Origin of the sequence: Streptomyces sp. SP18BB07, from assembly GCF_036322545.1 — a bacterium.
In the GTDB taxonomy this organism is placed as follows: domain Bacteria; phylum Actinomycetota; class Actinomycetes; order Streptomycetales; family Streptomycetaceae; genus Streptomyces; species Streptomyces deccanensis.
This window is the reverse complement of the sequence record NZ_JAQYWT010000342.1, coordinates 436,935-458,916: the sequence shown is the minus strand read 5'-3', so window position 1 is coordinate 458,916 and position 21,982 is coordinate 436,935. Positions and strand designations below refer to the sequence as shown.

Sequence of the window (21,982 nt, the reverse complement as noted above, 5' to 3'; positions counted from 1 at the left end):
ACGGGAATTCCCGCGAGGGCGGAGTTCGGGAAAGTGTTCGGGAAAAGTGTCAGGGACACGCCGGGAAGTCGCTCGGTCGTCCCGAACCGCACTGGGCCCACAATGCGCTGGGCGCGTCCGCCGCACGCACGACGTTCCCGGCATTACCTGGACCCGACGGACCGGCGAAGGACGACAGTTGACCGACCACAACGGCCACCCCCAGCCGCCGCAGCCCGGCCCGGGCACCTGGGGCACTCCCCAGCAGTCCCCGCCGGTCCAGCAGGCACCCGTTCCCGCCGCCGTACCGGTGCCTCAGGTCTTCCCCGCCGACCGTGCCTGGGTCGACGGCTACGAGCCGGGCAACCCCTGGCAGGCACGGCTGTGCGTCGAGACGCCGTACGGCACCTTCGCCTATCCCCTGACCCCCAACACGATTCCCGAACTGCTGGAGCCCATCGTCCTGGTGGCTCAGGAACAGCAGGGCCTGCCGGTCGGGTTCGACGCCGAGCCCGAACCCGACGCCGAGCCCGGTACGGCACCGGCGAACGCCGAGGACGGCGACGAGGACGAGCAGGACCAGTCCGGCAATCTCCACGGTGGCCGCGCCGCGCGGCTGACCGGCTGGGCCCTCGTCCACGACCTGTGGGAACGCGAGGATCCGACAGCGCGGATCGTGATGGGCGCGATCGTCGTGGTGCTGTTGCTGCTCGGTATCGTCCTGTCCTGATCGCCCAACCCGCAGGAGTCGAACGATGACCGCTGTCCAAGCCGACTCGAGAGAGCCGGAGTTCTACTTCGCGGACGTCTACGTCTTCGTCTCCGACTACCTCGCCCAGATGGTGCGCCGCCGTGTCAACGGCTCGTCGGCGACGTGGTGCCCCAAGTGGTGGGAGCACCCCGAGGCCGGCGCCCGCCTCTCCGCGCTCTGGCTGGCCTGGGAACACCTGCGCCAGGACCCGGCCCTCGGTATGTCGACGTGGTGGCTGCATCACGCCGACCCTCATCTGCGGGTGTTGATGGACGCCGACTCGGGCCCGTTCGCGGCTTGTTCGCCCAAGGACGGGCACACGGCGTACCCGTTCGACCCCCTGCCGGTGGATCCGCGCCCGGAGTGACAGCCCTCCGCCTTTCCCCACGCTCGCCGCGCTTTCCCGGTGCATTCCCCGCCGGGAAAAGCCGAGCCTCTCCCGCCCCCACCTCCCCCTACCGTGTGCCGGTCAGCGCCCGACCGCCGTACCGGCACAGCACGAGGGAGACGCGGGAACCGTGGAGTCGCCTGCCGAGAACAAGCGCACGGCACTGCTGGCACTGGCGGTGCTCGGCGCTCTGCTGGTCGCCGCGCTGACGGTGTTCATCTTCCTCGACGGGGACGACGAGGACCCGGGCGGGCAGAACGCGGCATCCGCGGCGCCGTCCGCGGGGAAGTCGGGATCCGGCGGTGCGGACGCCGACTCCGGCTCGGACGAACCGGGCGACGGCGACGCGACACCCATCGTCGCGCTCTCCGAAGTGGACGAGGCCCACACGGTCATGGCGAAGTACATGGCCGGCATCGCCACCTACGACCACAACAGCAACGCGGTCACCTGGGTTCCCCCGCTGCTCGAACTCACCACCAACGACACGCGGATGAAGCAGCTGACCACGTTGCCCTCCGGCAAGTCGTGGGCGACCTGCGAGGCGGAGCAGTGCGAGTCCAAGGGCACGGCCGTCGTCGTACGTGACGCGGTGATCGCCGACGATCTGGTGCGCGGCAGCGGCCGTACGATCTCCAGCCTGGTCAAGGCGACCTCCACGGTCACCGCGGGCGGGAAGTCGACCACGGAGTCCAACGAATGGCTCGTGACCGTCCAGGAGGACCGCGGCAGGTGGGTGGTCTCAGGGTTCGACATCTTCGGCCTCGGGGACGTCGGCGCCTCCGAAGAATCGGGGGAGTGAGCCTGCCATGGTGGCACCTGCCGTACTGGCGGCCGCTGCGAAAGCCGCGAAGGTAGCCAAGACCGCCAAGGCAGCCGGCCAGTTGGCCGCCAGTGCCCGTGGCTCGAAGGGCGGCGGCGGGGGCGGCGGGGGCAAGAAGAAGAACACCTTCAAGTGGTGGATCTTCCTCGGCGGCGGCGGAGGCCTCGCCATCGCGGGCATCTGTCTCGCCCTGCTGCTCATCGGCAGCATGCTCGGCGGAGTCGGCAACGGTGCCACGAACGCCGCCTGCGGCGACTACGCCGACAACGCCGAAGCCGGTAACACCGGAGACGCCGCCGCCACCAACCCGGTCATGCCGGCCGGCAAGATGTACATGCCGAGCGAGACCGCGCGCAATGAGATACCGCCGAAGATGATCCTCGCCTCGATGCGCGCCGCCGCCCGCTACGACGGTCTCGACTGGACGCTCATCGCCGGGCAGATGTACCAGGAGACCAAGTACGGCCAGGACCCCTCGGCCGCGCCCGGCGGCGCCAACTCCCTGGGTTACATGGGCATCCTGCAGTTCGGCAAGCCCGCCTGGACGGACTACGGCGACGACGGCAACGACGACGGCAAAGAGGATCTGTACAACATCGACGACGCGGCGTACGCCGCGGCCAACTTCCTGCACGCGAAGAAGGCGGAGACCCAGCCGTTCAAGGCTCTGCAGATCTACTCCGGTTCGTTGGCCTCCAACACCATCTATCCTCGCGTCGTTCTCACCCAGGCCGCCCGCTACCGGGGTGCGCTCACCGGCGACAAGGACCTCATCAAGCGCTGGTACGTCCATCTGAAGGAGACCATCGAGAAGAACCCCGACTTCCCCACCCTGGGCAAGCAGTCGGACATCCCGGAGCCGGTCGGCAACGACGCCCAGCCGGACCGGGCCCTCAGCATCGCCGCCACCTCGCCCCGGTCCTGGTCGACCCCGCCGCTGAAGGGCGAGACCGAGGAAGTCGTCACCGCCATGGCGCCGGTCGCGCACACGGTCGCGAGCAGCATGAGCGGCGCGAGCAGCATGAGCGGCACGAACGTCACGCCGGTCTCCTTCCCCGGCGCCAAGCCGCCGACCACCACCGGCAAGGACTGGCAGTGGCCCATGAAGCGGGGCACCTACACGATCGGCACGCCGTACCACAAGAGCGGCGGCATGTGGAGCCTCGGCTACCACACCGGCCTCGACCTGGTGGCTCGCAGCGGCACCCCGATCTACGCCCCGGCGGACGGCAAGGTCGTGGCCGCCGGTCCCGGCGGGGCGTACGGGAACATGACGAAGCTGCGGCACGAGGGTGGTGTCATCACGCTCTACGCCCACCAGACCTCGTTCAACGTGTCCGTCGGCGACTCCGTCAAGCGCGGCCAGCAGATAGGCACCGTCGGCGCGACCGGCAACGTCACCGGCCCTCACCTGCACTGGGAGGTCCTCGTCCCGGGCGTCGACAACCCGTTCGTCGGCGGCCAGGACCAGGGTCCCGGCATGGTCGACCCCGAGGAGTGGCTGGCGGGGCGGGTCACCGCCAAACCGGACTACGGCACGGTCCCCGGCTCGGACTCCGACGACAAACCCCGCGACGCCGAGTACGCCGACTGCGCCAAGGGCGGCAGCGGCACGGCCGTCGCCCCCGACGGCGCCGGCGTCTCCGGTGTTCTCCCCGACTCCGACGACCCCGTGATCCGCGCGGTCCTCGGCTGGGCGCAGCGTGGCATCGGCGTCCCGTACGTGTTCGGTGCGGCGCGGCTGCAGGGGCAGAACCCCACCAGCTTCGACTGTTCCAGCTTCACGCAGTGGGCCTACTACATGGCCAGCGGCGGGAAGATCGACATCGGTGGCACCACCTATGTGCAGGAGCCCCGCCTGGAGAAGTACGAGGTGTCGCTCTCCGAGGCGCAACCCGGCGACCTGATCTTCTTCCGGCCGGAGGGCGACAACCTGTCCGGGCACGTGGGCATCGTCTGGGACCCCAAGAGCAAGAAGATCATCCATGCCCCGCGCCCGGGCAAGAACGTCTCCTTCAGCACCTGGGACGTCCAGGACAAGATCACGGGCGTCTACCGCGTACCGATCCCGGCCGGCACGAACCCGGTCGAGGGCGACGGCCACGCCGAGGCATAGGGCCCGGGGCGGCCCTCGGATTCCGCCCCGGGTCTCCCCATCACCGTATGAGCAAGGAAGTTGATGAAGATACGCACGGGTCTGGTCGTCGGAACCGTTCTGACCCTCGGCCTTCTCACCGCCTGTGGCGGGGACGGCGACCCCCAGGACACGGACGCGACCGGCAGGGCGAAGCCCAAGGCATCCCCCTCCGCCACGAAGGGGACGAGCCCCGCCTACGAGGGCGACGAACTGCCCGGCCTGTCCGCGGAACCGGCATGGAGTCTGAAGGGTGCCGGCCTCAAGGGCTGCGCCGACGACCCGGCCAAGGCCGCCGCGACCGAGGTCGTCAACTTCGACGCGCAGACCTGTGTGCTGGGGGACGCCGTCGTCCTGACCGAGGACCTGTCGGAGCACTCCGAGGGCGAGGCGACGGACAGCCGCTTCCGGGCCCGCCTCTACGACCCCGCGACCGGCGAGGTCCGCCGGACCGTCGACGTCACGGTCCCGGCCGAGTGGCAGGGCGACCGCGACCTTTCCCTGGACCAGTTCATGCAGGTCTCCGAGTGGAAGGACGGCTCCCCGGCCCTGCTGGTCGTGTCCGGTGACGTGGTCGAGGGCGACGGTCTGAAGAAGGCGTCGATCACCACGACGTACACCATGTACGCGCCGTCCGGGAAGGAGCTGGGCAGCTCCACCCTCAGCGGTGAGGACGGCTCCCGTCTGACCGTCGAGGCGGGCCATCTGCTCACGAAGGAGGAGTACAAGAAAGACACGTACACCCCCATCGGCGGCGGCACTCCCGTCGAGGTCCGTGACCGGGGCCTCGAACAGGCACCGCTGGGTGCCGGGTTCGGCTACCGCGTCGTCTCGACCTGGTCCGTGATCGACGGCAGCGGCAGCCGGCTGTCCGTCAGCGACCGCCTCACCGGCAAGGAGTTGTGGAACCTCCGGGACGTCGACCGCCCGGCCGCCCTCGCCGATGTCGAGGACTCCGGCGACCTGGAGGCCCGTCTCCTGCCGCTCACCGACGACAAGGGCATCCTCGCCTGGGAACAGCCGGGCGACGACGTGGACGAGGAGATCCTGACCGTCGTCGATCTCGGGACCGGCCGGCTGATCGCCGAAGGGCCTGAGCAGGACCTCGACGAGCTCTCCCGCGGCTGGGGCAGCACCGTCCTGTCTCCGGACGGCGGCACCGTGGTCACCCAGTTCGGTGGCGGCGCGGTCGCCTGGAACACGGAGACGGGCGCCGAGCTGTGGCGGCAGGAGGCGGACGAGCACACCATCACGCCCCTGGGGCTCACCGCCGGGGGCGTCCTCTACGCCTCCGTCGACACCATGGGGATCACCGCGCTGGAGCTGAAGACCAAGAAGGTCCTGGCCTCTGACCTCGTCGAGTACCAGGGTGTCCCACTGACCGGGGACGCAGAGCCCCTCCAGTTCACCACGGACGGTTATGCGGTGCTGACGGGAGCGGACCTCTTCGTCTTCGCCCCGGAAGAGAAGCAGTAGACGCGGAACGCGCAGGGGCGACCGCAGTCGTCGCCCCTCACCCCCAGAAAGGACGGACCCGCGGGTGACCGCAGAACAGCAGAAGAAGCCCCGCGCCGAGGACGACTGGACGATCGAGATCGTCATCGTGGTCGCGATCGTGCTCCTGGGGGTCGTCGGGGCCTGGCTCGCGGCGAAGATCGGCGCGCCCTTCGCCGACGCCCCCGCGCCGGCCTCGAACCCGCTGACGTTCCTCGTCGCCATGGTCAAGGGCGACTACAGCTGGCCGGGGTCCCCGGCCAGCGCCGTGGCCGCCGGTGAGGCCGTGCTGCTCGGCATCCTGGGCACCGCCGCGTACCGCGTGGTCCAGCGGTTCAAGAAGAAGCCCAAGGTGGACGGGGCGGCTCAACACCTGGCCAAGGGCGAGGAGTTGGGCAAGCTCACCATGAAGGGCGCGGCCGCCATCGCCGAACGGCTCGGCGTGAAGGCGAAGACCCCCGGTGTCTTCATCGGACGGTCCGTCAAGGGCCGTCAGCCGCTGTTCGGTTCGTACGAGGACATGCACGTCGACATCTGGGGCCCGCGGACCGGCAAGACGACCCGACGCGCCGTCCCCGCCATCCTCGACGGCCCCGGCGCGGTCCTCGTCACCTCCAACAAGCGGGACATCGTGGACTCCACCCGGGGCCCCCGTTCCGCACGCGGCCCCGTCTGGGTCTTCGACCCGCAGCAGGTCGCCGCCGAGACGCCGAGCTGGTGGTGGAACCCGCTGTCGTACGTCACCGACGTGGCCAAGGCCCGCAAGATGGCCGACCACTTCGCCAGCGGCTCCCGGGACGCCAACGCCTCCACGGACGCCTTCTTCGACCCGGCCGGCCAGGACCTCCTCGCCAACCTCCTCCTCGCCGCCGCCTGCGGCAAGATGCCGATCACCCAGATCTACACCTGGCTGTCCAACCCCAAGGACGACACCCCGGAGCGGATCCTGCGCGGCTCGGGCCACACCATGGCCGCCGACGGCCTGAGCGGCGTCCTCACCGCCCCCGACAAGCAGCGCAGCGGCATCTACGGCGTCGCCCAGCAGATGGCGTCCTGCCTGATCAACCCCGAGGTCAACCGCTGGGTGACCCCGCCGACCGACCCGAACGCGCCCGAGTTCGACCCGCACGCCTTCGTCCGCACCGGCGGCACCCTGTACTCCCTCTCCCGCGAGGGCCGCGACTCCGCCGGGCCGCTCGTCACCGCGCTCACCGTCGCCGTCGTCGAGGCGGCCGAGGAGTACGCCACCACCCAGCGCGGCGGCCGCCTCCCGCTGCCCCTCGTCGGCGTCCTCGACGAGGCCGCGAACGTCTGCCGCTGGCGCACCCTGCCCGACCTGTACTCCCACTACGGCTCGCGCGGCATCATCCTCATGACCATCCTCCAGTCCTGGGCGCAGGGCATCGAGGTGTGGGGCGAGCGCGGCATGGAGAAGCTGTGGTCGGCCGCCAACATCCGCGTCTACGGCGGCGGCGTCTCCGACACCCGCTTCCTGGGCGACCTCAGCGAGCTGGCCGGTGAGTACGACCAGCGCGAGTACCAGGCGAGCCGGGAGTCGGAGTTCGGCGGCTGGAGCGGCAACCGCACGGTCAGCGAGTCCGTCAGCCGCCAACGCGTCCTCGGCGTCTCCGACCTGGGCGCCATGCCCCCGGGCCGCGCCCTCGTCCTCGCCTCCGGCACCAAGCCCGTCCTCGTCGAGACCATCCCGTGGTGGGAGGGCCCGTACGCCCGCGAGGTCCAGGAGTCGCTGCGCAAGTACGACCCCGGGGCGCGCTGATGGGGGAGGTCGTGGGCATCGCCTTGGGCGGTGCGCTCGCGCTGACCGTTCCGAACCGGCCCGACCTCATCAGGGACCCGGTCATCACCTGGCTCCAGCGCGCCCGTACGGTGCTGGGGCTGCTGGCCGGCGTGTGGCTGGTGATGGCCTATCCGCTGCGGAAGGGGCGTGAGGAGTTCGTCCTGGACAAGCTGGGGAACCTGGCGCTGGGCTGCGCCATCATGCTGGGCGCCGGGGCCGTCGGAGTCACGATCTTCATCCTCGCGGCACGGCCACCGCTGGGGGGTCTCTACACGCGGCGCCTCGTCGGGCCGTTGACCGTGATCGGGCTCATCGTCGGCGGGATCGGCCTGTGCTGGCTCGCGGTCCTGGGGCTGCGCGGTGACATCGTCTCCAGCGCCGACATCGGCCGGTTCGATCTCACGCTCGGGCTCTTCGGTGAGCTGGCCGGCACGGCGATCACCGGTCTGATCATGCTGGCACTGCTGGTCGTGGGCGCCATCGCCTGTGTCATCGTCCTGCTCGTCTCCCTCGTCACCACGCTGCTGGTCACGTTCATGGCGCTGAACACCTGCTTCCGCACCGCCGACGTGCACGAACTGCTGCCCGCTCTCCTGTCGCCCCTGCTGGTCTGGTCGCTCTTCGCCCTCAGCTACTCCGACACCCCCGACGTGGCCGCCCCGCCCGCCGTGATCTACTCCTTCCTCCTCGGCGGCCCCCTCACCGTGACCGCCCTGTCCGTGTGGGAGGTACGGCGTCTGCGCGTCCGTCACGGGGTGACGCTGCGGACCGCCCTCGGCCGCTGAACCGTTTGCCGTGGGGCGACGTCTCACCAGGGGAAACGCGTACGTCGCCGGTTGGGGAGGAACTCATGGCCATGGTCGGGCTGTTCTGGATCGCCGAGGACGGTGGCGTGTACGTGGGGGCGCAGCCGGAGGGGTTCGGGCCCGGGGTGCGGCTGACGCGGGACTGGGTGGAAGGGCTGGGGACCGGGCAGAGCGCGGTGTGGGGCTGGTCGGAGATCCGGTCGGCCACCGTGCGGTACGTACGGATCCGGTCCAGCGCCCGGCTGCTCGCCACCACGGCCGTCGACCTCGTGACCAACGCCGTCGCGGGCTACGGGGAGGCCGCGGCCGCGTTCGAGGTGCACCTGGAGACCGTCGACAGGACCGTCGAGCTCAACGCGCAGTCGGCCGCGGCCCTCGGCGGATACGTGCAGTCCGAGTACGACCTCTCCGTCGCCCTGCTGGACCGCCTCGTGGCGGGCACGGCGGACGTCGAGACCCTCGCGCGCTGGGGCCGCGCCCACGCCGCCGAGGGCACGCCGCGACGCGAGCAGCGCGAGGCCCTGCTGCGGGCGTGGGCGGCGCCCGAGGACTGAGCCGCCGGGGGCGGACCTGTGTCCCTTGCGCCGCCCCCGTCTTCCGTCTTCCGTCTCCCAGCTCCCGGGAACCCGGTCGCCCTCGTCCGCCGTCCCCCACAATGACCACTGGACACCGGGACACCGGAGGGACGCATGACCGCACGGGACACCCCACAGGACACTCCGCAGAACCCCGCTCCACGGAACACCGCACGCGGCAAAGGCATTTCGGTCACCCACGATCTGGAGCCGCACGACTGGTCCAACGAGGAGACCGCGGCGTACGAGGCGGCGATCGAGGCCGTGAACGGCGCGGTCGGCGCGTACAGCGCGAGGATCGCGGCCGAGGAGGCCAAGGACGCCCCCGACCCCGCCGTCATCGAGGCCGCGCGCGCCGCGCAGGGGCGGCTGGCGAAGGAGCGGGAGCGGCTGCGTTCGGCCGACCGGGAGCAGATCGCCGCAGCCCGCTCGCGCTACGCCCAGCTGGCCCGTGAGGTCCTGGCGGACCTCACGTGACCGACCCGGCCTCTCCCCAGCAGCCCGGCGCGTCATCACCCCGGCCCGGCCCACCCAGTCCACCCAGTCCACCCAGCCCACCCACGCGCGCGATCGACCCCGCCGAAGTGGAGCGGCACCGGCTCTCCGACGCCGAGAACCGGCGGATCTTCCGTGAGCGGATCGTCCCCGACCTCCTCGCGGGCCGCGTCGGGCAGGAGACGCCCACCGTGGTGTTCCTGGTCGGCCAGCCCGGCGCCGGCAAGAGCCGGGTCACCGAGATGGTCGCCGGCGCCCTCAACCGGCACGGCGGCTTCGCGGACGTCGACAGCGACCTCTACAAGCCGTACCACCCCGCGTACGCCCGGCTCATGGCCGAGGACGACACCCTGATGGCCGCCTACACCCGCGCCGACGGTCGGGCCTGGATGGCCCAGGCCGAGGCGTACGTCCGCGAGCACGGCCTGCACGCGATCATCCAGGAGACCTCGCAGAACGCGGCGGCCGTGGAGGAGAAGATGCGGGCCTACCGCGACGCCGGCGCGCGCGTCGAGGCCCTCTTCATGGGCGTGCCGCAGGCGATGAGCAACCAGGGCATCGTCAACCGGTACTTCGAGCAGCTCGCCGACCGGGGGCAGGGGCGGCTGACCGTGCAGTCCAACGCCGACGAGTCCTACGCCGGCATCCTCGAACTCGCCGACCGTGTCGACCGGGGCGCCCTCGCCGACCTCGCGAGCGTCTACCGGCGGGGCGAGAGCAAGCCCCGTTACAGCAACTCCCTCGACGGCACCGGCAACTGGGCCGGCCCGCCGGAGCTGCGCCAGGCCCTCGCCACGGAACGGGCCCGCCCATGGACGGCGGCCGAGAGCGACTCCTTCGTCACCACGCAGCTGCGGCTGCGCGAGAGCGCCCGGGCCCTGGGCCCGGAATGGCCGGACCGACTCACCCGCATCGAGGACCAGGCCCGCCCCCTCCTGCCCCCGACCGCCGCGGCCCAGCTGCCCTCCACGCCACCATCGGCACCGTCGCCGACACCGCCGACACCGCCGACCCCGCCGACACCTCCGCCATCTCCGCAGGCGACCCAGCCGACGGCCACCTCTCCCGGCACCTCCCCCTCACCCCCACCCTCACCCTCGGCCGCCGCCGCGCGCTCCCGCAGCACGCCCCGCTCCGGCGGCCCCGCCATCCCGGGACAGGCCCAGCCCCCGGGGCAGGGGCCCCGGCCGGCCTCCGGTCGGGCGGTGACGCCCCCGCAGGGGCCGCCCGGCCCCGACCCCAATCGGCGCGGCAGGTGACGGCAGGTAACGGAAGGTAGGGGGACGGCCCCCACGAGGTGCGTCCCTGGAGCCCGTCCCCGGGGCCCGTCCCCTCCCCGTGAGGTCCGCCACCCTCCCCCGCACCCCGCCGCCGCGCGAAGCGGACCACCGCAGCGGACGCCGGTCGTGATCCCCGTCGCACCAGCCCCCCACCACGCCCACCCCCGCCCCACGCACCCACCGCCCTGACCTGCCGCCCTCCGCAGCCACCCTCGCCCCGCCCTCCGCGCAACCCCGGCTCCCCCAACACCGGTCCGCACGCCGGACATTGGCGATCAAGGGCGTCCCGCGGGAGCCGTCGGCCCGCGTTGGGTAAAGGGCGCGCGGCGACACCGAGGGCCCCTTGCTTTACCCTCTTCACACCGAGACCACACAAGGCTGTTGTCATCTCGTTAAGTGATTGGTCCTTGACGCTGAGGTGATCACCGCGTTGGCTTTCAGCCACCTGGGTCGCTTTGATGCACCCACGCCCGGAAGGCCCTTGATGTGAACGCCCGTACCACCAGCACCACCCCCAGCACCCGTATACGTCGTCGTACCGCCGCTCTGCGCCGTACCGCCACCGCCCTCGTCGCCTCGGCGGCGGCCGTCTCCCTCGCCTCCTGCGGGGTCTCGGACATCGGCGACAGCGCGGAGGCGAGCCCCACGAAGGGCGACGACATCACGGTGGGTGTGCTGTTCCCCGACAAGGAGACCAAGCGGTACGAGCAGTTCGACTACCCGAACATCAAGAAGAAGATCGCCGAGCTGACCGACAACAAGGGCGTGACCCGGTACGCCAACGCGGACAAGGACCCGGAGACCCAGAACAGCCAGATCGAGCAGATGGTCGCGGACAAGGTCGACATCATCATCGTCGACGCCGTGGACTCCAAGGCCGTCGCGCCCGCCGTGCAGAAGGCGGACGACGCGGGTATCCCCGTCATCGCCTACGACCGGCTGGCCGAGGGACCGATCGACGGCTACGTCTCCTTCGACAACGAGCTCGTCGGGCAGGTGCAGGGCCGCTCGCTGGTCGAGAACCTGGGTGACAGCGCCGCCAACAAGATCGTCATGATGAACGGGTCGCCCGCCGACCCGAACGCGGCCATGTTCAAGGACGGCGCGCTCTCCGAGCTCCAGGACAAGGTGACGATCTCCGAGTCGTACGACACCAAGGACTGGGACCCGAAGGTCGCCAAGGTCAACATGGAGCAGGCGGTCGCCAAGCTCGGTGTCGACAACATCGACGCCGTCTACGCGGCCAACGACGGTATCGCCGGCGCCGTCATCGACGTGCTGAAGACCGCCGGTGTGGCCAAGGTGCCGCCGGTCACCGGGCAGGACGCGGACCTGGACGCGGTGCAGCGGATCCTCGCGGGCGACCAGTACATGACCGTGTACAAGTCGTTCCCGACGCAGGCGGCGGCCGCCGCCGAGATGGCCGTCGCCAAGGTCCAGGGCCGCTCCATCGAGTTCGACGCCCTCGCCAAGGACAGCGTCGACTCACCGACCACCAAGAACATCCCGGCCCAGCTGGTGCCCCCGGTCGCGCTCACCAAGAACAACATCCAGGACACGGTCGTCGCCGACGACATCTACACCGTCAAGCAGATCTGCACCGCCGCCTACAAGTCCGAGTGCGACGCGGTCAACCTGAAGTAACGACCGAGCCCTGCGGGGCTCCCCCGCACTCCCACGGCCCGGCAGGGCCACCGTCGGCACTCGGCCGCGCGGTGGACCCGCCGGGCCGCACCACTGTGGCGGGCGGATGATCTCCATGGTCTAGGGTTACGCCTTGTCATGTCGTGATCACGGGGGACGACTGTCGCATGCCTCAGAGCAACGGGAACACCCGCATGCCACGTGAGCGCACCGCCGCCGCGGGCCGCGCCGCTACGGCGCCTGTCGCCACGCGGCCCACCGGCAGGGCCTCCACGCCCTCGCCGGTCTCCTGAGCGCCGTCCCCCCCACCCCCACGCTCCGCTCACTCAGATCCTCAGAGGACCTTCCTTGCGCACCCACGCACCCACCCCCCGTACGCCTGCCGTCCTGGCCGCGTCCGCCTGTGCCCTGCTGCTCACCCTCACGGTCTCCGCCTGTGGTGGGGACGGCGAGATGCTTCCCATGGCCAAGGACGCGACGGCGGTCGCGGGCTTCCTGGACGAGCACGTCGGGTGTGAGGACACCGACTACTACGTGGGTGACGACCTGCAGGAATTCCGTGCCGAGATCAGCTATGCGGTCGACAGCGCGGGCGAGTGCGACGTCAGCGAGAACACCGACATGGACTTCGTGCACTTCGGCAGCATGGGTGACTTCCAGAAGGACGTGGTGAAGTCCGACATCGTGAATGACGCCGGCCTGATGGTCGGCATGAACTTCGCCGTCGACGCCGACGACGACGAGACCGCCAAGACCCTCCTCGACGCGGGCCTGCTCTACCTCGTCTGCGATCCGGGCGTCGAGATACCGAGCACCTACCGACAGGACGAGGGCGAGGCCGGCTGCGTCCTGACCGACTACGCCCGCGAGGAGCCGGAGGAGGAGTACTGAGCCGCCTCGTCGAGCCTCTCCGCCACTCACTCCTCCGGCGGTCGCCCGCAGCCCCCACGCACCCGCCCCCGTCCCCCCTCAAGCCACCCGCGTGAACTCGATCGTCACCTCCGGAGGGCCTCCTGCCACCCCCCGGTAGATGCCCTTGTGAGGGGTCACGTCGTCGTAGTCGCGGCCTCGGCCGACGATGACGTGGGACTCGTCGGCGGGGACGCGGTTGGTGGGGTCGTAGCCGGTCCAGTCGCCTGCCCAGTACTCGATCCAGGCGTGGCTCTGGCCGGCGACGGGGCGGTGGAGTTCGGCCTCGCGTTCCGGGTGGAGGTAGCCGGAGACATAGCGGGTGGGCAGGCCGAGGGCGCGGAGCATGCCGAGGGTGAGGTGGGCGATGTCCTGGCAGACGCCGGCCCCCTGCTCCCACGCCTCGGCCGCGCTGGTGTGCACACCGGTCGCGCCCGGCACGTACGCGACACGGTCGGCGACCAGGGCCGAGACCGCCACCGCCGTCCCGTGCGCGGAGAGCCCCTCCGACGCCTCCCGGGCCCGGTCCACCAGGTCCCGCGGCAGCGTCGTACGGCCCGTCGCCGTCAGGTACTCCAGGAGCCGGGAGTCGGCGCTCGCCCGGCGGATCTCCGCCCAATCCGGCGCGTCCGGCAGCGGCTCGGGCGGGGACGTCTCCACCAGGCTCGTCGCGGTGATCGTCAGATCGGAGTGCGGCTCGATGAGGTCGAAGCCGGTGACCTGGGTGCCCCAGTAGTCCCAGTACGACCAGGTGGGCGTGGAGGGGTTGACCAGGACCCGGGCGTCCAGGGTCGTCTGGCCGGGCAGCGTCAGCGGCGTCATGCGGACCTCGTTGTGGGAGGAGGCCGCGGGCTGGGCGTACGCGACGCGGGTGGTGTGCCGGATGCGCAGGCGCCGGGTCGCCCGGGGAGCCGTTGCGGGCGGGTTCATCGTGCTCACGCGCCTTCCTGGGCCCACTCGACGGGGCCCTGGTACGGGAAGAACTTCTCGGCGACCGCCTCCGCCGAGGCCATGCACGCCTGCTGGAGGTCGCGCAGCAGCGCCGGCAGCCCGGCCTCCAGCGACTCGGAGTCGAGGTATTCGAGGTGGGTGCGCAGGGCGCCGATCGGACGCCGGGCCGGGTCCTGGCGGGGGCGGCCGAGCGCCGACAGGCACTCCTCCGCCGTGGTGAGGGCGTGCAGCGCCGAGCGCGGGAAGTCGCGGTCCAGGAGCAGGAACTCCGCCACCTTGGGGCTGTCGCCGAAGCCGCCGTGCAGCCGCGCGTACGCCTCGTCGGCGCCGCTCGCGCTCAGCAGGGTCGGCCAGTCCGGCGCGTGCGCCGCGTCCAGCACCCGTACCGACAGCAGCCGCACCGTCATGTCCACCCGCTCCAGGCTGCGGCCGAGGACCACGAAACGCCAGCTGTCGTCCCGGCTCATCGTGGAGTCCGCGAGCCCGAAGAAGAGCGCCGCGCGACGCCGTACCAGCTCCAGATACGCGTACGGGCCGCCCGTGCGGCGCGCGGCCGTGCGCTGGTCGGCGAGCGCGTGCCAGGTGGAGTTCAGGCACTCCCACATCTCCGACGACACCGCCTCGCGGGCGCTGCGGGCGTTCAGCCGCGCCGCCCCGAGCGCACCCTCGATCGACCCCGTCGAGCGGGCGTCGAAGGCCAGCCGGTCCAGCACCTGCTGCATGTCGCAGTGGTGGTCGGGCGCGTCGACGCCGAGGATCGCGTAGAGCGAGCGGCAGGCCGCGTCCTCGTCGCGCCAGGGGTCTTCGAGGAGGCGGTGGAGGTAGGCGTCGAGGATGCGGCCGGTCGCGTCGGCCCGTTCCACGTACCGTCCCGTCCAGGTCAGGGCCTCGGCTATCCGGGAGAGGATCACGTCGTTCACTGCTGCTGCGCCCCTTCCTGGGCGACCACATGCCTGCCGTCGGGTCCGAGCTGGCGCGGTGCCTTCTGCGGGAGCGGGCCGCCGGGCTCCTCGGGGCGCTGCTCGGCGGGGCCCTCGGTGAGCACCCAGGTGTCCTTGGAGCCGCCGCCCTGGCTGGAGTTGACGATGAGGTTGCCCTCCTGGAGGGCGACCCGGGTCAGCCCGCCCGGCAGGACCCACACGTCGTTTCCGTCGTTGACGGCGAAGGGCCGCAGGTCGATGTGGCGCGGGGCCATCCGTTCACCGGCGAGGGTGGGGGAGGTGGACAGGGCGACCGGCCGCTGCGCGATCCAGCCGCGCGGATCGGCCGCCACGGCCTGCCGGGTGCGCTCCAGCGTCTCCCGGTCCGCCTTCGGCCCGATGACGATGCCCTGCCCGCCGGCCCCGTCGACCGGCTTGATCACCAGCTGGTCGAGCTGGTCGAGGACCGCCTCCAGCTGTCCGGGCTCGTCCGGTCGGAAGGACTCCACATTCGGGAGAATCGGTTCCTCGGAGAGGTAGTAGCGGATGAGGTCCGGGACGTAGGTGTAGAGGAGCTTGTCGTCCGCGATGCCGTTGCCGACCGCGTTCGCCAGCGTCACGTTCCCCGCCATCGCGGCGCCCATGATGCCGGGGCAGCCGATCACCGAGTCGGGCCGGAAGTGGAGGGGATCGAGGAAGTCGTCGTCCAGGCGCCGGTATACGACATGGACCGGCATCTCCCCGCGGGTCGTCCGCATCCACACCCGATTGCCCCGGCAGACGAGATCGTGTCCCTCCACCAACTGCACGCCCATCAGCCGGGCCAGCAGGGCGTGTTCGAAGTAGGCGGCGTTGCTGGGGCCGGGGGTGAGGACGACGACGCGCGGGTCGCCGATCCCGCCGGGCGCGGCGGCCCGCAGCGCGGCGAGCAGCCGCTGCGCGTACCCGTCCACCGGCACCACGTGCTGCTCGGCGAAGAGCGACGGGAAGACCCGGGTCATCGCGCGCCGGTTCTCGATGACATACGAGACCCCGGACGGCACCCGGACGTTGTCCTCCAGCACCCGGAAGTCGCCCGCCTCGTCCCGTACGAGGTCGATGCCGGCGACATGGATACGGACCCCTCCCGGGGGCTCCACGCCGTGCGCGGCCCGGTGGAAATGGGCGGAGTTGAGGAGCAGCCGCCAGGGCACCACGCCGTCCTCGAAGGCCCGGCAGGGCCCGTACGCGTCGGCGAGGTACGCCTCCAGCGCGCGTACACGCTGGGCCACTCCGCGCTGGATCAGATCCCACTCCAGGGCGTCCAGGATGCGCGGCACCAGATCCAGCGGCCAGGGTCTCTCCTCGCCCGCGAAGGCGTACGTGACGCCCCGGTCGGTGAACGCGCGGGCCATCTGGTCCGCCCTGAACCGCAGTTCGGCCGGCTCGATCGGCTGGAGCGCCGCCAGCACCGGTTCGTAGGCGGCCCTGACCTCACCCGGCCGCTCGAACATCTCGTCCCACGCGTCGGCCAACGCGTACGCGTCAAATATGTCCGCCATGGCCCGACGGTAAGCGCGCTCCGTAACGCCGCGATCACCGGAGCGTTTCCGCCGTCTTGCGGAGACGGCCACGACCTGCGGAAACGGAGGGTTTGAAGTACGGCCGGGCGGGGGATGCGCGGTGCGGCCGCGCGGGGGCGCAACAGGCCCGGCGCAGCGCGGGCGTGACGGACCCGGCGCAGCGCGGGCGTGCCGGACCGAGTCGTGCGCGGGGTGCTTCCGTCGTCGACTTCAGTTTGTTGCAGAGCGCACTGCCTGAGGGGTGGAGAAACACGAACACAACCCCTCCCAAGGGGGCATAACCATGACGCAGCCGTGTTGCGGAGCCGGTGCGGGCCGCGCATAGTTGCGCTGCGAGGGGGGCTGGAACCGGGGGTGAATTGGGCGATGGCCGGGCACGCGACCGAGGAGCATCCGCACGGTGCCGACCGGCTCTGCGCGGCCGGGGACCGCGTGTACTCCCGAGCCGTACGGCGGGGCCGGGTCCCGCGCGCGGACGCCGACCCCGTTCCCTGTCTGCTCGAACTCGCCCTGCTGCACCCCGACCCCGACGACATGGGCTGGCTGGTGCCCACCTCGCCGCAGGAGGTCATGACCCGGCTGCTGCGCAGTGTCCACGCCGAGGTCAGCGCCAGTCAGGCCCGGATGGGCGCGGCGGTGGACGCCGTCGAGTGGTACGCGGGCCTCGGTGGCTCCCGGGCCCGGCACGCGGCGGAGAGCACGGCGATCCGGGTGCTCGACGGACTGTCCCGGATCCGCGCGGCGATCGACGAGGCCACCGACCGCTGTACGACCGAGGTGCTGACCGTGCAGCCCGGCGGCATCCGGCGCGAGGACGAGCTGCGCGAGGGGCTGCACCGGGCGCTGGCGATGTGCCGGCGGGGTGTGCGGATGCGGGACCTGTACACGCATGTGGCCCGGCACGGGCAGGGCCTGCACAACTACATGGAGCTGATGGGGGAGTCGGCGGAGGCCCGCACCCTCGACGAGGTCGTGGAACGCCTCATCGTCTTCGACCGCACGGTCGCCTTCATCCCCGCGAACTCCGACCGCACCATGGCCCTGGAGATCCGCCACCCCGCGCTGGTGGAGTACCTGGTCACGGTCTTCGAACGCCTGTGGCGCCTCGGGGTGCCGCTGGCCGCGTCCCTCCCCTCGACCGGTGTCGCCGGCATCACCCACCGGGAACGGTCCATCGCCGCGCTGCTGGCGGAGGGCCACCAGGACGCGGTGGTCGCGGAGCGGCTCGGCATCAGCGTGCGCACCTGCCGCGCCCACATTGCCCGCCTCTCCGAACGCCTCGGCGCAGCCAGCCGCACGCAACTGGGCGTCCGCATCGCGGAGGCGGGCCTCGACGGCCCCCCACGCTCGGCCCCGGACGACCTTCCCGCCATGCCCTCCCCTACGGTTCCTCTCCCCGCTCCAGAATCCCCGACTGCCCGATGAGATAGCCCAGTTGCGCCCGGCTCTCACTGCCGAGCTGGGCGGCGAGCCTGGCGATGTCGAGGCGGGCGGTACGGACGTTGCGACCGAGACGGTCTGCTATGGCGGTGTCGGTGTGACCCAGGACGAGGAGGCGGGCAATGGCGCGTTGCCGAGGGGTGACTCGGGTGACTTCGTCGAGGGTGCGGGCCTTGACGTCGCCCCGCGACTGTTCGTAGCGGGCGATGGCCATGGGAGCGTGGCGGAGCGTGTGCGGATGGAGGGTGCGGATACGGGCGCTGATTACAGGGGGCTGCCCCCCCGGGGCGGTCAGCCGCTCCGCGATTCGCAGCGGTGGCTCGAAGGCTGTCACCAACCGCGCCTCACGGCGCCGTTCCTCAGCAACCCTGTCCTCGATGTCGCGCAGCAGTCTGTGCAGGGCGGTCGCTGGGGCTGCCGGCTCCAGCCAGGACGGGTCCCCGATCACGGGGTGCAGCAGTCCGTTATCGATCAGACAGGGCACGGCCTCGGCATCCGCATCGCGCACCCGTCCCTCCCGCAGGGCGCGCGCGTACACCTCGGCGCCGGCCTCGCACGGTCAGCGCCGGCCTCGCACGGGTCGTCCACCGTGTGGGCCCGGTGTCCTTCCGTGCTCACTGGTCCGTGTCCTCCTGCTTGAGAATGCCCGACTCGGCTATGCGATAGCCGAGTTGGGCGCGGCTCTCGCTGCCGAGGGTGGCGGCGAGCCTGGCGATATGGGTGCGGGCGGTTCGGATGTTGAGGCCGAGGCGTTGGGCGATGACGGTGTCGGTGTGGCCGTCTACGAGCAGATGGGCTATGGCGCGCTGGCGCGGGGTGATGCCGTCGGTGGGCGGGATCCGGACGGCTTCGGGGTACATGGGGGTGGCCAGGTTCCAGAAGCGGTCGAAGACCGTGGCGAGGAAGGAGACCAAGCCGGGGTGGCGGATCTCCAGAGCGTGTGTCCGGTCCTCACCGGCGGGGACGAAGGCCACGGCCCTGTCGACGATCAGAAGGCGCTTCGTGACCTCGCTGAGGGTACGGACCTGGACATCGCCCACCAGCCGTTCGAAGTGGGCGACGACTTCGAGGTCGTGGCGTGTGGTGTCCTGGTAGAGCGTGCGGATGCGGCAGCCCCGGGCGAGCATCCGCTGTTCGCGGGGGAGGCCCACATCGCGCAGACGCACGGCGGAGCGTCTGCCCCCGGGCTGGATGGTGAGCAGTTCTTCATGGGCTTCGTCCATGGCCAGGCCGATAGCCTCGTTGATCCGGTCGAAGCCGGTGAGCAGGCCGATGCCAGGAACGTCCGCAACCGATGCGGAATGGCTGTCGAGAGCCAGCAACGGTTCGAACGCCTCTGTCAGTCGAGCCTCCTCGAGCCGTCGCCTGGCGATGTCCCGGGCGCTTTCTTGCAGCAGCCGAGGGAGTGCCAGGGCCGGCGCCAGCGGACGTAGCCACCGGGGATCGTGGTCATCCGGACGCAGGAGCCCTAAGCGGAGCAGGCAGGGAGAGTGAGCGGAGTCCTCCACCGGGACCCTCTCTTCGCGTAGCGCCCGCCCGTACAGGGCCAGACCCGCCTCACACAGCTCCGCCGGCCCGTGATCGTGCCCCTCGGTGACGTTGTGCAACCCCTGTCCCATGTTGTTCAGTTCTCCTGCTCCAAAATCCCCGACTGCGCTATCAGATAGCCGAGTTGCGCCCTGCTCCCGCTGCCCAACGCCGTCGCCAGCTTGGCAATGTGGGCCCGGCAGGTGCGGACGTTCATGCCCAGGCGGCGGGCTATGGCCTCGTCCACGTGGCCTTCGACGAGCAGCTTGGCGATGGAGTGCTGGATGTCCGTGATGCCGTCGGGCGCTGTCTCATAGGGGGCGCCGGCGTTCAGTGGGATCGAGCGACCCCACATGAACTCGAAGACCTTGATCAGGTAGCGGACGAGGCCGGGATGGCGCAGTTCCAGCGCCACTTGCCGGTCGTCACGAGTCGGGATGAAGGCCACGGTCTCGTCGCAGATGATGAGTCTCTCGACGAGTTCGTCGATGGTGCGGTACTCCACCTTGTCGTTGGAGAACTGATCTACGTAGGCCTGTGTCTCGGGGCTGTACCGGGCCGTGTGCTGGTAGAGGGTCCGGATCCGCACGCCTCGATCCGTCAGGGCTCTGTCGCGTTCGAGTCCTTGTTTGAGGATGTGTTCGAGGCGACGCCCGCTCGGTTGCACCGTGAGCATTTCCACCCGGCATTGGACCGTGGCCAGGTCGAGGGCCGCGTTGATGCGGTCGAGCCCCTCCAGCACCGTGATCGCGTGGGTGGCGGCGGTCGCCTGGGCGCTCATGGCCATGAACGGCTCGAATGCGTCGGCCAACTGGATGGAGAGCCGTCTGCGGTCGGTGATCTCCTGCTCGATGGGGTTGAGCCGTTGAGCCAGTGCGACCGAGGGTGGAACGGGACGTAGCCAATTCACGTCGTCGATGTCGGGGTGCAGCAGTCCGAACTCCATCAGACAGGGGGCGGCTTCGACATCGACGCGCGCTATGCGCCCTGCGCGCAGGGCGGTGGAGTAGACACGGCTGCCCTCCTCGCACAGTTCGGTCACCGCATGGGGATGTGTCGCGTTAATCCCATTTATCACCAAATCTCCACCCCCCAGGGTCCTGAACATGCAGGAACATGATGCATCGATTGTGTGGCCATGACGTGCCCGAATGCGCCATCGTCGTATCCGACGGGGGAAGAGGGGACCTTCAAGTGAGGACGAAGCCGACTATGCGTAACAGAATGCTTCGCTCGGTGCTTGTCGCCGCCTTCTCCGCCGTTGTGGCCTTCGGGACTCTGAGTGGCCTTGCTGGTGCGAAGGGTGATGACCGGACCGACGGTAGCCGGGGTTCGGTGCACATTTCCGCTGCTGCCAGCGACGAGAGCGACAGCAGCTGGGGTGTGACGCCCGCGCTGCCGGCCGACAGTAGCTGGGGCTGACCGATGACGACTCCTCCCGACGACCGTTCCTTCCGGCGCGAGATGGCGACCGCCTATCGCTCCGGCTGGCACTTCATCGACCTGGCCACCGCCATCCCCCACAGCGGTGACTCGTTGATGGTGACCGTGTTCGGCGAACCGGTGGTGGTGACCCGGGACGAGGACGAGGACATCCGGGCGTACCGGTGTCTGCGGCGACCGCGCGGCGCGCCGCAGCCAGTACGGTGTGCCGTTCGGTACGGGATGGTCTTCGTCAATCTCGACCAGCGCGACCACCGGCTCGCCGAGCCGGAGGCCCCGGCCTCCACGGCCGTCTCAGCCACCCCCCGCAGTGCCTGAAGCGATTCCCCCGTCGTTTCAAATCGCTCAGGCGCTTCCCCCCAGCAGCGGCGTCACCGTGACCTGAACACGGTGACGCCGCTGCAGGTTCGGGGGACATTTCAGGATGTCCCCGGATATCGGCACAGGCCCGCCGCCCGCTCAGCTGTCCTGAAAAAGGCCAACCGGAAGCGGGCGGTCACCGTCCGTCCGCCGCCCGTCAGCCGCGCCCCAGCGCCCTCGTCAGCTCGATCTCGATCACCACGCGCAGCGGGTTCTCCCGCGGCTGCCTGCCGTACCGCTCGGCGTAGCGCCGCTCGGCGTCCGCGATCCGCTCGCGGTCCGTACGGACGAACGCGCGCCCCTCCAGCGTGGCCCAGCGCTTGCCCTCCATCTGGCACACGGCGACCCGGGCGCCCTCCTCCCCGGCCAGGCGCACATGCCGCGCCTTCGCGCTCGTCGAGCTGGTGATCACCCGAGCGAGGCGCGCCCCGGGCTCGTATGTAACCCCGACCGGCACCACGTGGGGGCTGCCGTCGGCGCGGAGGGTGGTGAGGGTGCAGAGATGGCGCTCCTGCCAGAAGGCGAGATACGCGGCGTCGGGATCACCCGGATCCACTCGGTATGTGCTCACGTCCTGGAATCTAGCGGGAACACTCCCGGCTCCACCTTGAGTGGAATAGACTCAACTTTGTGTACGTTGCCCAAGTCACTGTCACTGTCACTGTCACCGACGACCGACGCAACGGCTGACGCAAGGAGGGAA

General features: G+C 70.7%; 21 protein-coding genes. 14 read left to right on the top strand and 7 right to left on the bottom strand.

Annotated features, from left to right (window positions below; translation table 11 throughout):
* Positions 1–178: 178 nt before the first annotated feature.
* From PUR53_RS33210 to PUR53_RS33155, 12 genes are all read left to right on the top strand, one after another.
* Positions 179–709, top strand: a complete 531-nt coding sequence (locus PUR53_RS33210) for a hypothetical protein (RefSeq protein ID WP_329910710.1) — start codon at positions 179–181, stop codon at positions 707–709.
* Between the two features lie 25 nt (positions 710–734).
* Positions 735–1,097, top strand: coding sequence for a DUF4913 domain-containing protein (locus PUR53_RS33205; protein WP_329910708.1), 363 nt, complete (start codon positions 735–737; stop codon positions 1,095–1,097).
* A gap of 151 nt (positions 1,098–1,248) precedes the next feature.
* Complete coding sequence (locus tag PUR53_RS33200) at positions 1,249–1,920, top strand: hypothetical protein (protein ID WP_329899617.1); 672 nt, start codon at positions 1,249–1,251, stop codon at positions 1,918–1,920.
* Positions 1,921–1,927: 7 nt separating this feature from the next.
* On the top strand, positions 1,928–4,057 hold the full coding sequence (locus tag PUR53_RS33195; RefSeq protein ID WP_329910706.1) for a peptidoglycan DD-metalloendopeptidase family protein: 2,130 nt from the start codon (positions 1,928–1,930) through the stop codon (positions 4,055–4,057).
* Between the two features lie 63 nt (positions 4,058–4,120).
* Positions 4,121–5,551 (top strand): outer membrane protein assembly factor BamB family protein, encoded by a 1,431-nt coding sequence (locus PUR53_RS33190; protein WP_329910704.1) that lies wholly within the window; start codon positions 4,121–4,123, stop codon positions 5,549–5,551.
* A gap of 64 nt (positions 5,552–5,615) precedes the next feature.
* On the top strand, positions 5,616–7,346 hold the full coding sequence (locus PUR53_RS33185) for a type IV secretory system conjugative DNA transfer family protein (RefSeq protein WP_329910703.1): 1,731 nt from the start codon (positions 5,616–5,618) through the stop codon (positions 7,344–7,346).
* A gap of 11 nt (positions 7,347–7,357) precedes the next feature.
* A complete protein-coding gene (locus PUR53_RS33180) occupies positions 7,358–8,152 on the top strand; it encodes a hypothetical protein (protein WP_329910701.1) in 795 nt (264 codons plus the stop codon).
* Between the two features lie 65 nt (positions 8,153–8,217).
* Positions 8,218–8,727, top strand: coding sequence for a hypothetical protein (locus PUR53_RS33175; RefSeq protein ID WP_329899622.1), 510 nt, complete (start codon positions 8,218–8,220; stop codon positions 8,725–8,727).
* Positions 8,728–8,862: 135 nt separating this feature from the next.
* Positions 8,863–9,225, top strand: coding sequence for a hypothetical protein (locus PUR53_RS33170; protein ID WP_329899623.1), 363 nt, complete (start codon positions 8,863–8,865; stop codon positions 9,223–9,225).
* 107 nt (positions 9,226–9,332) lie between these two features.
* A complete protein-coding gene (locus tag PUR53_RS33165) occupies positions 9,333–10,502 on the top strand; it encodes a zeta toxin family protein (protein WP_329910700.1) in 1,170 nt (389 codons plus the stop codon).
* Positions 10,503–11,009: 507 nt separating this feature from the next.
* A complete protein-coding gene (locus PUR53_RS33160; RefSeq protein ID WP_329899625.1) occupies positions 11,010–12,167 on the top strand; it encodes a sugar ABC transporter substrate-binding protein in 1,158 nt (385 codons plus the stop codon).
* 348 nt (positions 12,168–12,515) lie between these two features.
* Positions 12,516–13,058 carry a hypothetical protein gene (locus tag PUR53_RS33155; protein ID WP_329899626.1) on the top strand — a complete coding sequence of 181 codons (543 nt, stop codon included), beginning with the start codon at positions 12,516–12,518 and terminating at the stop codon, positions 13,056–13,058.
* Positions 13,059–13,136: 78 nt separating this feature from the next.
* Here PUR53_RS33155 and PUR53_RS33150 read toward each other — a convergent pair whose 3' ends face one another.
* Genes PUR53_RS33150 through PUR53_RS33140 form a run of 3 tightly spaced genes read right to left on the bottom strand, consistent with a single transcriptional unit; the run spans position 13,137 to position 16,488 of the window.
* Positions 13,137–14,006, bottom strand: coding sequence for a transglutaminase family protein (locus PUR53_RS33150; RefSeq protein ID WP_329910737.1), 870 nt, complete (start codon positions 14,004–14,006; stop codon positions 13,137–13,139).
* 5 nt (positions 14,007–14,011) lie between these two features.
* Entirely contained in the window at positions 14,012–14,947 is a 936-nt protein-coding gene (locus PUR53_RS33145; protein ID WP_329899627.1) for an alpha-E domain-containing protein, read from the bottom strand.
* Positions 14,944–16,488: a circularly permuted type 2 ATP-grasp protein gene (locus tag PUR53_RS33140; RefSeq protein ID WP_329910699.1), complete on the bottom strand. Its 1,545-nt coding sequence runs from the start codon at positions 16,486–16,488 to the stop codon at positions 14,944–14,946. The genes PUR53_RS33145 and PUR53_RS33140 overlap by 4 nt, the downstream gene beginning before the upstream one ends.
* A gap of 387 nt (positions 16,489–16,875) precedes the next feature.
* On the opposite strand from PUR53_RS33140, the gene PUR53_RS33135 reads away from it, so the two are divergent.
* Positions 16,876–17,934 carry a helix-turn-helix transcriptional regulator gene (locus PUR53_RS33135; RefSeq protein WP_329910698.1) on the top strand — a complete coding sequence of 353 codons (1,059 nt, stop codon included), beginning with the start codon at positions 16,876–16,878 and terminating at the stop codon, positions 17,932–17,934.
* Here PUR53_RS33135 and PUR53_RS33130 read toward each other — a convergent pair.
* The 3 genes from PUR53_RS33130 to PUR53_RS33120 form a co-directional block, all read right to left on the bottom strand.
* A complete protein-coding gene (locus PUR53_RS33130) occupies positions 17,891–18,457 on the bottom strand; it encodes a helix-turn-helix transcriptional regulator (protein WP_329910696.1) in 567 nt (188 codons plus the stop codon). The two genes, PUR53_RS33135 and PUR53_RS33130, sit on opposite strands and share 44 nt — an antisense overlap.
* Before the next feature lie 106 nt (positions 18,458–18,563).
* The gene (locus PUR53_RS33125; protein WP_329910695.1) at positions 18,564–19,568 is read right to left on the bottom strand and encodes a helix-turn-helix transcriptional regulator; all 1,005 of its coding nucleotides are present in this window, start codon (positions 19,566–19,568) and stop codon (positions 18,564–18,566) included.
* Between the two features lie 5 nt (positions 19,569–19,573).
* Positions 19,574–20,584, bottom strand: a complete 1,011-nt coding sequence (locus PUR53_RS33120; protein WP_329910693.1) for a helix-turn-helix transcriptional regulator — start codon at positions 20,582–20,584, stop codon at positions 19,574–19,576.
* Positions 20,585–20,901: 317 nt separating this feature from the next.
* On the opposite strand from PUR53_RS33120, the gene PUR53_RS33115 reads away from it, so the two are divergent.
* Positions 20,902–21,237 carry a hypothetical protein gene (locus tag PUR53_RS33115; protein WP_329910692.1) on the top strand — a complete coding sequence of 112 codons (336 nt, stop codon included), beginning with the start codon at positions 20,902–20,904 and terminating at the stop codon, positions 21,235–21,237.
* A gap of 199 nt (positions 21,238–21,436) precedes the next feature.
* Here the strand turns inward: PUR53_RS33115 and PUR53_RS33110 are convergent, their stop codons facing one another.
* Positions 21,437–21,850 (bottom strand): pyridoxamine 5'-phosphate oxidase family protein, encoded by a 414-nt coding sequence (locus PUR53_RS33110; protein WP_329910691.1) that lies wholly within the window; start codon positions 21,848–21,850, stop codon positions 21,437–21,439.
* Positions 21,851–21,982 lie beyond the last annotated feature (132 nt).

Bases quoted from the DNA above. Each gene is read 5' to 3' on its own strand.
- PUR53_RS33205 (WP_329910708.1), top strand. From the start codon at position 735: ATGACCGCTGTCCAAGCCGACTCGAGAGAGCCGGAGTTCTACTTCGCG.
- PUR53_RS33195 (WP_329910706.1), top strand. From the start codon at position 1,928: ATGGTGGCACCTGCCGTACTGGCGGCCGCTGCGAAAGCCGCGAAGGTA.
- PUR53_RS33190 (WP_329910704.1), top strand. From the start codon at position 4,121: ATGAAGATACGCACGGGTCTGGTCGTCGGAACCGTTCTGACCCTCGGC.
- PUR53_RS33175 (WP_329899622.1), top strand. From the start codon at position 8,218: ATGGCCATGGTCGGGCTGTTCTGGATCGCCGAGGACGGTGGCGTGTAC.
- PUR53_RS33170 (WP_329899623.1), top strand. From the start codon at position 8,863: ATGACCGCACGGGACACCCCACAGGACACTCCGCAGAACCCCGCTCCA.
- PUR53_RS33150 (WP_329910737.1), bottom strand. From the start codon at position 14,006: ATGAACCCGCCCGCAACGGCTCCCCGGGCGACCCGGCGCCTGCGCATC.
- PUR53_RS33140 (WP_329910699.1), bottom strand. From the start codon at position 16,488: ATGGCGGACATATTTGACGCGTACGCGTTGGCCGACGCGTGGGACGAG.
- PUR53_RS33135 (WP_329910698.1), top strand. From the start codon at position 16,876: ATGGCCGGGCACGCGACCGAGGAGCATCCGCACGGTGCCGACCGGCTC.
- PUR53_RS33125 (WP_329910695.1), bottom strand. From the start codon at position 19,568: ATGGGACAGGGGTTGCACAACGTCACCGAGGGGCACGATCACGGGCCG.
- PUR53_RS33120 (WP_329910693.1), bottom strand. From the start codon at position 20,584: ATGTTCAGGACCCTGGGGGGTGGAGATTTGGTGATAAATGGGATTAAC.
- PUR53_RS33115 (WP_329910692.1), top strand. From the start codon at position 20,902: ATGACGACTCCTCCCGACGACCGTTCCTTCCGGCGCGAGATGGCGACC.